We start from the raw sequence: 12,610 nt of genomic DNA on the forward strand, positions 1-12,610 counted from the left end.
CGCCGGTCCCCCGCCGCCCTGTGGACGACTCCGGGGGGTGTCGGAGGGGTGGGTTACGTTCGGAGAGTGAACGCAACGAGTCCCGAAGGCGCCCCCACCCCCGGCCGTGTCGTCCTGCTCACCACCAGCCACCGGGTCGCCCCCGGCCTGCTGTCCTGGCCCGCCTGGCAGGCCCTGCGCGAAGCCGACCGCGTGCTGTGCGCGGACGGCGCCCATCCCCAGCTGCCGTACCTGCGCGAGGCCGGCATAGAGGTGGCGGAGACCTCTCCCACCGCCGAGGAGCTGCTCTCCGCCTGCGCCGGCGGCCGCACGGTCGTGGTGGTGGCGACCGGCGAGGGCGAACCCGCCCTGACGGACGGCCTGGCCCGCCTGGCCGGCTCCGGCCGCGTGACCATGCCCGACCTGGAGCTGCTCCCCGCCTCCTACGACCTTCCCGGCGCCCGCCTCCTCGACCTCGTCCAGGTCATGGACCGCATCCGCGCCGAGTGCCCGTGGTCCTCCCGGCAGACCCACCGAGGCCTCGCGAAGTACGCCATCGAGGAGGCGTACGAACTGGTCGAGGCCATCGAGGACGGCGACCGCGACGAGCTGCGCGAGGAACTGGGCGACGTCCTCCTCCAGGTCCTCTTCCACTCCCGCATCGCCGAGGAGGACGAGGAGGCCCCGTTCTCCGTCGACGACGTGGCGGGCACGATCGTCACCAAGCTCATCCACCGCCACCCGCACGTCTTCGGCGACGCCACCGCGACCACCCCCGAGGAGGTCAAGGAGCACTGGCTGCGCACGAAGGCGGTCGAGAAGCACCGCGAGTCGGTCACCGAGGGCGTCCCCCTCCACCAGCCCGCCCTGGCCCTCGCCGCGAAACTCGCGTCGAGAGTCCGCTCGGCACACCTGGACGTACCGCTCCCGGCGGCGGAGGGCGTCGGCTACGCCCTGCTGGCCCTGGCGGCCCGAGCGGAGTCGCAGGGCGTGGACCCGGAGGCGGCCCTGCGGGCAGCGGCCCGCGCCTACCGGGACGCGATCCGGGCCGCCGAGGGGGTCGGGTAGCGGGCGGGGAGTCGCCGGCTACCCGACACCCGCCGGTCGGAGCCCCGACGCGGCCCGTGCGTCCCGCCGGGGCGGGACGGCCGCGACCGGGGCGTGGGCGGGCGTCGTGGGGCCGCCGACCCCGGCCCGTCGTCGCAGGCACCCGCGAGGACCGCGACCGGCTCGCCGCATCCCGCGTCGAGGCCGACCGAGGACCGCGACCGGCTCGCCGGATCCTGGGTCGAGACACCCGCGAACGGGGTCCGGTGCCGCGCCGCCCCGTCGTGGACGCCCGCGTCGTCGCGGTGACCCGGGCGCGGTGCCGGCCGACAACCGCGCGTATCGAGGCGCCCTCGGGACGGCCGGTCCTGCGGGCGGGTGCGAGAGGCGGGAGCGTGCGGGGCTCCGCCCTGATCCCGCGAGCCAGGGTGGGGAGGGCCTGGACAAGGGGAGAGTCTGGACGAGGGGAGAGCCTGGACACGGGGAGAACCTGGGTAAGGGGAGAGTCCGGGTGCGCAGGGTCGCCCCGCGGCTTCCGTCGCCAGGCCGGGCGCGGCCTCCGCCCCGATCCCGGCTACCGTCGAGGCGTGACCCACCAGCCCGCACCCGAGCCGTCCCCGCCAGCCCTGTTCACCTGGGAGTTCGCCACCGACCCCTACCCCGCCTACGCCTGGCTCCGCGAGCACGCGCCCGTGCACCGCACCCGGCTGCCCAGCGGTGTGGAGGCCTGGCTGGTCACCCGGTACGCCGATGCCAAGCAGGCCCTCGCCGACCAGCGGCTCAGCAAGAACCCGGCGCATCACGACGAGCCGGCGCACGCCAAGGGCAAGACCGGGATCCCCGGTGAGCGCAAGGCCGAGCTGATGACGCATCTGCTCAACATCGATCCGCCGGACCACACCCGGCTGCGCCGGCTCGTCAGCAAGGCGTTCACGCCCCGCCGGGTCGCCGAGTTCGCGCCCCGCGTCCAGGAGTTGACGGACGAACTCATCGACCGGTTCGCGGAGCGGGGCTCCGCCGACCTCATCCACGACTTCGCCTTCCCGCTGCCCATCCACGCCATCTGCGACCTGCTCGGCGTCCCCCGCGAGGACCAGGACGACTTCCGTGACTGGGCGGGCATGATGATCCGGCACGGCGGTGGCCCCCGCGGCGGCGTCGCACGGTCGGTGAAGAAGATGCGCGGCTATCTCCTGGACCTCATCCACCGCAAGCGCGCGGAGCTGCCCGCCGAACCGGCCCCCGGCGAGGACCTCATCTCCGGTCTGATCCGCGCCTCCGACCACGGCGAGCACCTCACCGAGAACGAGGCCGCCGCCATGGCCTTCATCCTTCTCTTCGCGGGTTTCGAGACGACCGTGAACCTGATCGGCAACGGCACCTACGCCCTCCTCACCCACCCCGACCAGCGTGCCCGCCTCCAGGACTCCCTGTTCGCGGGCGAGAGCGACCTCCTGGCGAGCGGCGTGGAGGAACTCCTGCGCTACGACGGCCCCGTGGAACTCGCCACCTGGCGGTTCGCCACCGAGCCCCTCACCGTCGGCGGGCAGGACATCGCCCCCGGCGACCCCGTCCTCGTCGTGCTGGCGGCCGCCGACCGCGACCCGGAGCGGTTCGTCGACCCGGACGTCCTCGACCTCTCCCGCCGCGACAACCAGCACCTGGGCTACGGCCACGGCATCCACTACTGCCTGGGCGCCCCCCTCGCCCGCCTGGAGGGACAGACCGCGCTGGCCACCCTCCTCACCCGGCTGCCCGATCTGCGCCTCGCCGCGGACCCAGCCGACCTGAGGTGGCGCGGCGGCCTCATCATGCGCGGACTGCGCACGCTGCCCGTGGAGTTCACCCCGCTCGTCTCCGGCGAACCCGCCGCAGCCGCGCGCTGACCGTCCGTCATGTGCCCGAGGAACGAGGCGAAGGTGACCATTCCTCGACTCTGTGATCTTCACGTGATCTGCGCGGCATGAACTTGTGACAAGTGATCGTCTGCCGATACGTTCACCTGTCAGCGCGGCGCCCTGCTTCTCCGCCGCGCAGGCACTGCTGTCTCGAGAAAGGCCCCCGCATGCTCTCCGGGAACGGTCGACACCGGCGCCCCCGCCAGGCTCCGGCCCTCCTTGTCGCGGCCGGCGTGACCGGCTCCGCGATAGCCATCCCGCTGCTGGGCGCCACCGGCGCGAGCGCGGCCGACGGCACGGTGTGGGACACGGTGGCGGAATGCGAGACCGGCGGCTCCTGGAGCGCCGCCCAGGACAACGGCGAGTACGGCGGCCTGGCGCTGAGCCAGGAGGACTGGGAGGCGTACGGCGGACTCGACTTCGCCGAGCGCCCCGACCTGGCCAGCCGCAACCAGCAGATATCCGTAGCCCAGAAGGTCCTCGCCGACCAGGGTGTCGGCGCCTGGGGCACCTGCGGGCTGACCTCCGGTCTCAGCAAGGAGAACGGCGCGGGCGACCTGGACACCGGCGTGGCGGACAACTCGTCCGACTCCTCCGTGACGTCCGGCTTGTCCGACCTGTCCAAGGGTTCGTCCGGCCCCTCGAACGCCTCGGGCTCCACGGGCGAGTCCGCCACTCCGTCGGCCGAATCCTCCACGGATGCCACGGACAAGGCGTCCCCGTCCGCTTCGTCCCCTTCCTCCGGTACGCCTGACAGCTCCTCGAAGGCCGAGACGCCCACCGGTGCGAGCACCTCGAAGGCGGACGGCGGCTCGGCCGCGACCGTTCCCGAAGTGGACGACTCGGACAAGTCGGTCCAGGCTGCGGGTTCTTGGAACCTGGTCGACACCGGCTCCCTCGCCTCCGGCCGCCACCGCGGGAGCACCGCCGAGGAGACCGTGGCGGACGGCACCACCACCGCCTCCTCCGGCCGCCATGCCGTCGGCACCTATGTCGTGCGCGAGGGCGACTCCCTCGTCTCCATCGCCGACTCCCTTGACCTCGACGGCGGATGGCGCGCGCTCTACGACGAGAACAAGGGCGCCATCGGCGCCGACCCGAACAACATCACTGCCGGTCAGACGCTCGACACAGGGGTGGAATAGGGCGGAAAAACGGGAAAAGCAGCGGGAGTTCACGTCACGCTTCGCGTCGAATGTCCGCTTTGGTGAAAGTGTGGGATGAGTCTCAGAAGACGTGATCGTCTTTGAAATTCCGCCGAGCGCGTGCCTACGGTCGAGACCGCTCGGCAACCCGAGCCCCGGCCGCCGCAACGCCGAATCCTGCCAGTGGCGGCCCGGGAACAGTCGTCGCGTAAGCGCCGTAGGCAGGAGCGGGGGACCCAAGGTAAGTGCCGTACCGGGCAGTTGACCGGAGCGGCTTGGGGTGAAGCCACACCTCCCGGGGAGCAGTGCTCCCGGGGACGAGTGGCCGGGCAACTCACACGGCCCGAACCCGACAGCTCACCTCGCAGGCGTCGGTGAGGGGATCCACCATGCTGTTTTCCGCCAAGGGCAAGCACCGTCGTCCGTCCAAGGCCACCCGCGTCGCCGCGCTCGCCGGCGTCACCGGCGTCGCCATAGCCGCCCCGCTCATGGCGGCCGGCAACGCCTCCGCCGCCACCGCCTCCGAATGGGACGCGGTCGCCCAGTGCGAGTCCGGCGGCAACTGGTCCATCAACACGGGCAACGGCTACTACGGCGGCCTTCAGTTCTCCGCCTCCACCTGGGCCGCGTACGGCGGCACGCAGTACGCCGCCACCGCCGACAAGGCCTCGAAGTCCCAGCAGATCCAGATCGCCGAGAAGGTCCTCGCGGGCCAGGGCAAGGGTGCCTGGCCGGTCTGCGGCGTGGGCCTGTCCGGCGCCGCGTACAACGGCGGCTCGTCCTCCGCCGGCTCGTCCACCGGCGGCTCCTCGTCCAGCGGCTCCTCGGAGACCACCACCCGCTCCACCGAGCAGCAGAGCGCCTCCCGCTCCGCCGAGCGTCCGGCCGCCAAGTCCCAGAAGACCGTCACCACGCCGACCGGCAAGAAGGTCAAGAAGGGCGACGGCGAGTACAAGGTCGTCGAGGGCGACACGCTCAGCTCCATCGCCCAGGCGCACGGCGTCAAGGGCGGCTGGGCCGAGCTGTTCGAGCTGAACAAGGACATCGTCCAGGACGCCGACCTCATCTACCCGGGTCAGCAGCTGCACCTGAAGTGACATCCGGCCCCCGGCCGGACCGCCGCCCCCTCACGGCCGAGGCCGCCACGCCGAACGCCTCGTGAGGTGACCCCGTCCCCACGGTCTCCCCGCTCCGGTGCGTGTTCCCCCGTACGCACCGGAGCGGGGTTTTCCTTTCGGGTCGGCCACCTTCTGTGGGCCACCCCCTTTGTTCCGGACGGAAACAATGGGTACCGTCTCCCTGTCCACGGGACGGTCGGTCGGCCGACCGACGCCCCGAGGCGGTTAGGCTCTAGTCGCAAGGCTCAGCAAGGGCTCGTCATGGCCCGCTCGTGCCCCGCACAACCAGCGTCACATCCCAAGAAGGAGATGCTCGTGCCGTCCATCGACGTCGTCGTAGCCCGGGAAATCCTGGACTCCCGAGGCAACCCCACGGTCGAGGTCGAGGTCGGCCTCGACGACGGCAGCACGGGTCGTGCCGCCGTTCCCTCCGGCGCCTCCACCGGCGCCTTCGAGGCCATCGAGCTGCGCGACGGTGACCCCAACCGCTACCAGGGCAAGGGTGTCGAGAAGGCCGTCCTGGCCGTCATCGAGCAGATCGGCCCGGAGCTGGTCGGCTACGACGCCACCGAGCAGCGCCTGATCGACCAGGCCATGTTCGACCTGGACGCCACCGACAACAAGGGCTCCCTCGGCGCCAACGCCATCCTCGGCGTCTCCCTCGCCGTCGCGCACGCCGCCTCCGAGGCCAGCGACCTCCCGCTCTTCCGGTACCTGGGCGGCCCGAACGCGCACCTGCTGCCCGTTCCGATGATGAACATCCTGAACGGCGGCTCGCACGCCGACTCCAACGTGGACATCCAGGAGTTCATGATCGCCCCGATCGGCGCGGAGTCCTTCTCCGAGGCCCTGCGCTGGGGCGCCGAGGTCTACCACACCCTCAAGAAGGTGCTGAAGACCAAGGGCCTGTCCACCGGCCTGGGCGACGAGGGCGGCTTCGCCCCGAACCTGGAGTCCAACCGCGCCGCGCTCGACCTCATCCTCGAGGCCATCAAGCAGGCCGGTTACGTCCCCGGCGAACAGATCGCGCTCGCGCTCGACGTCGCCGCGTCCGAGTTCTACAAGGACGGCAAGTACGAGTTCGAGGGCAAGTCCCGCTCGGCCGCCGAGATGACCGAGTACTACGAGGAGCTGGTCTCCGCGTACCCGCTGGTCTCCATCGAGGACCCGCTGTACGAGGACGACTGGGCCGGCTGGAAGGTCATCACCGACAAGCTGGGCGACAAGGTCCAGATCGTCGGCGACGACCTCTTCGTCACCAACCCGGAGCGCCTGGCCCGCGGCATCGAGGAGGGCTCGGCCAACGCCCTGCTCGTCAAGGTGAACCAGATCGGCTCGCTGACCGAGACCCTGGACGCCGTCGAGATGGCCCAGCGCAACGGCTTCAAGTGCATGATGTCCCACCGCTCCGGCGAGACCGAGGACGTCACCATCGCCGACCTCGCCGTCGCGGTGAACTGCGGCCAGATCAAGACCGGCGCCCCGGCCCGCTCGGACCGCGTGGCCAAGTACAACCAGCTGCTGCGCATCGAGGAGATCCTCGACGACGCCGCCGTGTACGCCGGCCGCAGCGCCTTTCCCCGCTTCAAGGGCTGAGCCGACCCGAACAGGGTCGAGCCGAACAGGGTTGAGCCGAACAGGGTTGAGCCGAACAGGGTCGAGTCGGCCCGGCTGAGCCGTTGAGGGCCCGTCCCGAGCCAGTCGTACGTACGTCCCCGTACCGGTCCCGTACCGTGTCCGGGGACGTACGCACGTGTGAGACGGGAGGCGGGGACGACATGGCCGTGAAGGACCGGGACCGTTTCTCCACCGCGACCAGGATCAAACTGCTCGGTGAGCAGACCGCCGCCAGGGTCTACCGGTCCCAGACCAGGCGTCAGGCCCGCCGCTCCCGCCTCACCGGCCGTGCGGCCCTGCTCGCGCTCGTCCTGTGCTCGCTGATCGTGGCCCTGGCCTACCCCATGCGGCAGTACGTCTCCCAGCGCGCCGAGATCGCCGATCTCCAGCGCGAGCGGGAGCAGACCCGTGAACGGGTGGAACGACTGCGCGACCTCAAGGCACGCTGGCAGGACGACGCCTACGCCGAACAGCAGATCCGGCTGCGGCTGCACTACGTGATGCCGGGGGAGACGGGCTACATCGTCATCGACCCCGACGCCGCCCAGCAGTCCCGCGCCGACCAGGGGGCCGCCGACCGCCCCTGGTACTCGAACGTCTGGGACGCCGTCGACAAGTCCGACGCCGCCGGCGACCGATGAACTGCGACCGATGAACTGACAGAGAGACTTTCGTACAGGCATGGAAACGCCCGCCCGTCACCCGGCCACCACCCCTCGAGGACAGCGCTCCGAGCTGAAGCGCTCCGAACTGCCGACCACTCCCCGCACCGAGCCCACCGACGCCGACGTCGAGGCCTTCAAGCAGCAGCTCGGACGCCCGCCGCGCGGACTGCGCGCGATCGCCCACCGCTGCCCGTGCGGCCAGCCGGACGTGGTGGAGACGGCTCCCCGCCTCCCCGACGGCACCCCCTTCCCGACGCTGTACTACCTGACGTGCCCGAAGGCCAACTCGGCGATCGGCACGCTGGAGGCGAACGGCGTGATGAAGGAGATGACGGAACGGCTCCGGACCGATCCGGAGCTGGCGGCGGCCTACCGCGCGGCGCACGAGGACTATGTGCGGCGGCGGGACGAGATCGAGGAGCTGAAGAACTTTCCCAGCGCGGGAGGGATGCCGGACCGCGTGAAGTGTCTGCACGTTCTCGTCGCCCACTCCCTGGCAGCGGGGCCGGGGGTGAACCCGCTCGGGGACGAGGCGCTCGGCATGCTGCCGCGGTGGTGGTCCAAGGGAGCGTGTGTGGTGCCGGCGGGGGAGTGAGTTCTCCCCCGCCCCTCCCCTCTCCCTGTCACCCCCGGGGGCTGCCGCCCCTGGCCCCCGCTCCGGCCTGCCCGGCCCCGCCTCGAACGCCGGACGGGGCCGATCGCCCCGCCCAGAAGGGATCGCTCATGACTCGCGTCGCCGCCGTCGACTGCGGTACGAACTCCATCCGACTGCTCGTCGCCGACGCTCACCCTGGAACGGGTGAACTGGTCGAGCTGGACCGGCGTATGACGATCGTGCGACTCGGGCAGGGGGTCGACCGGACCGGGCGGCTCGCTCCCGAGGCGCTGGAGCGGACGTTCGCCGCATGCCGGGAGTACGCGGCGGTCGTCAAGGAACACGGCGTCGAGCGGCTGCGCTTCGTGGCCACCTCCGCCTCGCGCGACGCCGAGAACCGGGACGAGTTCGTGCGCGGCGTGCTGGACATCCTGGGCGTCGAGCCCGAGGTGATCTCCGGCGACCAGGAGGCGGAGTTCTCCTTCACCGGCGCCACCAGGGAACTGACGGGCCGTGACGACCTGACGAAGCCCTATCTGGTGGTGGACATCGGCGGCGGCTCGACCGAGTTCGTCGTCGGGAACGACCGGGTGCGCGCGGCACGCTCGGTCGACGTCGGCTGCGTGCGGATGACCGAACGGCACCTGGTCGTGGGCGGGGCGGTCACCGACACGCCCACGGAGGAGCAGATCGCGGCGATGCGGGCCGACATCGAGGCGGCCCTGGACCTCGCGGAGCGCACGGTCCCGCTGCGCGAGGCGCACACGCTGGTGGGTCTGGCCGGCTCGGTCACGACGGTCTCGGCGATCGCGCAGGAACTGCCGGAGTACGACTCGCGGGCCATCCACCACTCCCGTGTGTCGCGGGACCGGGTCCGCGAGATCACCGAGTGGCTGCTGCGCTCCACCCACGCCGAGCGCGCGGCGGTCCCGTCGATGCATCCGGGCCGGGTCGACGTCATCGCCGCGGGCGCGCTGGTGCTGCTGTCGATCATGGAGCGGATCGAGGCGGAGGAGGTCGTGGTCAGCGAACACGACATCCTCGACGGCATCGCCTGGTCCGTCGCGTAGCCGTACCCCCTGCCCACCCGGGGTCTCCGCTGAGCAGGTGGGACACCGTTTGAGCGTGATCGAGGGGCTCGATCCGGCCGGGACGCGCCCCTCGGTGACACCCCCTCGGAAAACTTCGTGAAGTTCTTCACAAGGAAAACGGTCCCGTCCGAGGGCGAAGAGGGTCCGGTTGACCCTTCCGGGGTCCCGATAGGCGGGTGAACACGTTCAAAAGCGGAAGGCGCGGACCTTTCGCGGGGGCTGCCCGAGGGGTGTTTCGAAGCCCTCACTCGGCACCCGCAAGCCCGGAGAGGCAGCTCACGCGGCATTGACAACGGCACCGGATGCACACCGGTTCCCGTCGCGCACCATGACGTGGATCACGTGAGCGGCGGAGGATAGCACACACCCCGATGAAGCTTGTGAAGGGGCGCACGAGCTACCCCCCTCGGACGGGTGGATACTCGATGGCATGAGCACCACGGAGCGTCCCAGGATCCTCGTAGTAGGCGGTGGGTACGTAGGCCTGTACGCAGCTCGGCGTATCCAGAAGAAGATGCGCTACGGCGAGGCGACCGTCACGGTCGTCGACCCCCGGTCGTACATGACCTACCAGCCCTTCCTCCCCGAAACCGCCGCCGGAAACATCTCCCCGCGCCACGTCGTCGTCCCGCTGCGACGCGTGCTGCCCAAGGCGGAGGTCCTCACCGGCCGGGTCACCACCATCGATCAGGACCGAAAGGTCGCCACGATCGCCCCGCTGGTCGGCGAGGCGTACGAGCTGCCCTTCGACTACCTGGTCATCGCCCTCGGCGCGGTCTCCCGCACCTTCCCGATCCCCGGCCTCGCCGAGCAGGGCATCGGCATGAAGGGCATCGAGGAGGCCATCGGCCTGCGCAACCACGTCCTCGAGCAGCTCGACAAGGCCGACTCCACCACCGACGAGGAGATCCGCCGCAAGGCGCTCACCTTCGTCTTCATCGGCGGCGGCTTCGCCGGCGCCGAGACCATCGGTGAGGTCGAGGACCTGGCCCGCGACGCGGCCAAGTACTACAAGAACGTGTCCCGCGAGGACATGCGCTTCATCCTCGTCGACGCCGCCGACAAGATCCTCCCCGAGGTCGGCCCGAAGCTGGGCGCCTACGGCAAGGAGCACCTGGAGAGCCGCGGTGTGGAGATCTACCTCTCCACCTCGATGGACTCCTGCGTCGACGGTCACGTGGTACTGAAGAACGGCCTGGAGGTCGACTCCAGCACGATCGTCTGGACCGCCGGCGTCAAGCCGAACCCGGTCCTCTCGCGCTACGGCCTCCCGCTGGGCCCCCGCGGTCACGTCGACACGGCCGCCACGCTCCAGGTGCAGGGCACCGACTACATCTGGGCCGCCGGCGACAACGCCCAGGTCCCCGACATCGCCGCCCGCAAGGCCGGTGTCGAGAACGCCTGGTGCCCGCCGAACGCGCAGCACGCGCTCCGTCAGGCCAAGGTCCTCGGCGACAACGTGATCTCCGGTATGCGGGGCTTCCCGCAGAAGGAGTACTCGCACGCCAACAAGGGTGCGGTGGCGGGCCTCGGCCTCCACAAGGGCGTCGCCATGATCGTCATGGGCAAGATGAAGATCAAGCTCAAGGGCCGGCTGGCGTGGTACATGCACCGCGGCTACCACGGCCTGGCGATGCCGACGTGGAACCGCAAGATCCGCGTCTTCGCCGACTGGACGCTCGGCATGTTCCTCAAGCGCGAGGTCGTCGCCCTCGGCGCGCTGGAGTCCCCCCGCGAGGAGTTCTACGAGGCCGCGAAGCCGGCCCCCGTAGCGGCCAAGCCGGCGGCGCAGCAGACCGAGAAGGCCGGGAAGACCGAGTCGGAGAAGGCCAAGGCCTCCTGACCTCCGGCCACGGAAACACCCCCGAAGGGGCCGCCCGCCATCCGTGGTGCGGGCGGCCCCTTCGGCATGCCCGGATATTCCCGGCCGTCCGCCGGGGTCCGGGGCGGAGCCCCGTGGCGGTGGCCGGTGGCCGGTGACCGGCCGAGTCGGGCGGGCCGGGTGGGCGAGCCCGGGGTCCGGGGCGGAGCCGTGTGGCGGAACGGGACCCGGTCGGATGGTTTGCACAGACGTTACCCCCGGAGGGGACTGCGTCGACGCCCCGCAGGTGTTTACGTGGTGCCAGGACATCCGGGATCACCGTCACGGAGGTATGCACCATGGCAGACGCCGCGCCGCGGCTCCATGCCCTCGTCCAACAACTGCTGGGGGCCCCCTTCCCGCTGCGGGTCCGAGCCTGGGACGGCTCGCAGGCCGGCCCGCCCGACGCGCCGACCCTGGTCGTACGCAACCGCAGAGCCATTCGCCGGCTCCTCTTCAAGCCGGGTGAGCTGGGTCTGGCCCGCGCCTGGGTGGCCGGCGACCTGGACGTCGAGGGCGACCTGTACACGGCCCTCGACCTCATCTCCGGCCAGGTCTGGCAGCGCGACGAGCACGCTCGTCCCCTCACCGAGGCCCTGCGCGACCCGAGCTTCCGGGCCGCGGTCCGCGGGCTGCTGAGACTGGCCGGACCTCCGCTGCCGCCCGCCCCGCCGCGCGAGGAGGTCCGCCGCACCACCCACCTCCACACCCGCCGTACCGACCGGCGGGCGATCAGCCACCACTACGACGTCGGCAACGACTTCTACGAGATCGTCCTGGGGCCGTCCATGGTGTACTCCTGCGCCTACTGGCCCGACCCGGACGCCGGCCTCGAGGACGCCCAGCGCGACAAACTCGAACTCGTCTGCCGCAAACTCGGGCTGACGCCGGGTCAGCGCCTGCTCGACGTCGGCTGCGGCTGGGGTTCGATGGCGATCCACGCGGCCCGCGAGCACGGCGTGAGCGTCGTCGGCATCACCCTCTCCCAGGAGCAGGCCGGATACGCCCGCAAACGCGTCGCGGACGCCGGCCTCACCGACCGGGTCGAGATCCGTGTCCAGGACTACCGGGACGTCACCGACGGGCCGTACGACGCGATCTCCTCCATCGGCATGGCCGAGCACGTCGGCGCCGAGAAGTACCTGGAGTACGCCGGTGTCCTGTACTCCCTCCTCAAGCCGGGCGGCCGACTGCTCAACCATCAGATCGCCCGCCGCCCCCACAGCGACGAAACCGCCTACCAGGTCAACGAGTTCATCGACGCCTACGTCTTCCCGGACGGCGAACTCGCCCCCCTGGGCTCCACCGTCTCCCAACTGGAGCGGGCGGGCTTCGAGGTTCGTGACGTGGAGTCGATCCGCGAGCACTACGCCCTGACCCTCCGCCGCTGGGTGGCCCGCCTGGAGGACGACTGGCGCCGGGCGGTGCAGCTGACCAGTGCGGGCCGGGCCCGTGTCTGGCGCCTGTACATGGCGGCCTCCGCGCTCGCCTTCGAGCACAACCGCATCGGCGTCAACCAGGTCCTGGCCGTCCGCACCCCGCCCGCCGGCACCTCCGGCCTGCCCCTGCGCTCCCGCACCTGGAACTGACTGAC

10 protein-coding genes and 1 riboswitch are annotated in these 12,610 nt (G+C 71.1%); all 10 genes read left to right on the forward strand.

All coding sequences use genetic code 11. From position 1 onward, the window contains the following. The first annotated feature begins 66 nt into the window (after positions 1-66). Positions 67-1,047 (forward strand): nucleoside triphosphate pyrophosphohydrolase, encoded by a 981-nt coding sequence (locus ACZ5Y0_RS13490; RefSeq protein WP_469128790.1) that lies wholly within the window; start codon positions 67-69, stop codon positions 1,045-1,047. A gap of 566 nt (positions 1,048-1,613) precedes the next feature. After that, positions 1,614-2,912, forward strand: coding sequence for a cytochrome P450 family protein (locus ACZ5Y0_RS13495; RefSeq protein WP_469128791.1), 1,299 nt, complete (start codon positions 1,614-1,616; stop codon positions 2,910-2,912). Between the two features lie 179 nt (positions 2,913-3,091). Then, on the forward strand, positions 3,092-4,069 hold the full coding sequence (locus tag ACZ5Y0_RS13500) for a transglycosylase family protein (protein ID WP_469128792.1): 978 nt from the start codon (positions 3,092-3,094) through the stop codon (positions 4,067-4,069). Positions 4,070-4,272: 203 nt separating this feature from the next. Beyond that, positions 4,273-4,455: riboswitch (cyclic di-AMP (ydaO/yuaA leader) on the forward strand. 3 nt (positions 4,456-4,458) lie between these two features. Then, complete coding sequence (locus tag ACZ5Y0_RS13505; RefSeq protein ID WP_469128793.1) at positions 4,459-5,166, forward strand: transglycosylase family protein; 708 nt, start codon at positions 4,459-4,461, stop codon at positions 5,164-5,166. Positions 5,167-5,496: 330 nt separating this feature from the next. After that, complete coding sequence (eno, locus tag ACZ5Y0_RS13510; protein WP_469128794.1) at positions 5,497-6,783, forward strand: phosphopyruvate hydratase; 1,287 nt, start codon at positions 5,497-5,499, stop codon at positions 6,781-6,783. 182 nt (positions 6,784-6,965) lie between these two features. Further along, on the forward strand, positions 6,966-7,445 hold the full coding sequence (locus ACZ5Y0_RS13515) for an FtsB family cell division protein (protein WP_469128795.1): 480 nt from the start codon (positions 6,966-6,968) through the stop codon (positions 7,443-7,445). A 40-nt stretch (positions 7,446-7,485) separates the two neighbouring features. Next, the gene (locus ACZ5Y0_RS13520; protein WP_469128796.1) at positions 7,486-8,064 is read left to right on the forward strand and encodes a DUF501 domain-containing protein; all 579 of its coding nucleotides are present in this window, start codon (positions 7,486-7,488) and stop codon (positions 8,062-8,064) included. A gap of 128 nt (positions 8,065-8,192) precedes the next feature. Beyond that, positions 8,193-9,134, forward strand: coding sequence for a Ppx/GppA phosphatase family protein (locus ACZ5Y0_RS13525; RefSeq protein ID WP_469128797.1), 942 nt, complete (start codon positions 8,193-8,195; stop codon positions 9,132-9,134). Between the two features lie 451 nt (positions 9,135-9,585). Then, positions 9,586-10,998, forward strand: coding sequence for an NAD(P)/FAD-dependent oxidoreductase (locus ACZ5Y0_RS13530; RefSeq protein ID WP_469128798.1), 1,413 nt, complete (start codon positions 9,586-9,588; stop codon positions 10,996-10,998). Positions 10,999-11,315: 317 nt separating this feature from the next. Next, positions 11,316-12,605 (forward strand): class I SAM-dependent methyltransferase, encoded by a 1,290-nt coding sequence (locus ACZ5Y0_RS13535; RefSeq protein WP_469128799.1) that lies wholly within the window; start codon positions 11,316-11,318, stop codon positions 12,603-12,605. The last annotated feature ends 5 nt before the right edge of the window (positions 12,606-12,610 follow it).

The organism is Streptomyces sp. NPDC033216 (genome assembly GCF_055577115.1).

Coding starts and splice junctions, on each gene's coding strand:
- ACZ5Y0_RS13520 (WP_469128796.1), top strand. CDS start 7,486: ATGGAAACGCCCGCCCGTCACCCGGCCACCACCCCTCGAGGACAGCGC.
- ACZ5Y0_RS13505 (WP_469128793.1), top strand. CDS start 4,459: ATGCTGTTTTCCGCCAAGGGCAAGCACCGTCGTCCGTCCAAGGCCACC.
- ACZ5Y0_RS13535 (WP_469128799.1), top strand. CDS start 11,316: ATGGCAGACGCCGCGCCGCGGCTCCATGCCCTCGTCCAACAACTGCTG.
- ACZ5Y0_RS13515 (WP_469128795.1), top strand. CDS start 6,966: ATGGCCGTGAAGGACCGGGACCGTTTCTCCACCGCGACCAGGATCAAA.
- ACZ5Y0_RS13530 (WP_469128798.1), top strand. CDS start 9,586: ATGAGCACCACGGAGCGTCCCAGGATCCTCGTAGTAGGCGGTGGGTAC.
- ACZ5Y0_RS13525 (WP_469128797.1), top strand. CDS start 8,193: ATGACTCGCGTCGCCGCCGTCGACTGCGGTACGAACTCCATCCGACTG.
- ACZ5Y0_RS13500 (WP_469128792.1), top strand. CDS start 3,092: ATGCTCTCCGGGAACGGTCGACACCGGCGCCCCCGCCAGGCTCCGGCC.
- eno (WP_469128794.1), top strand. CDS start 5,497: ATGCTCGTGCCGTCCATCGACGTCGTCGTAGCCCGGGAAATCCTGGAC.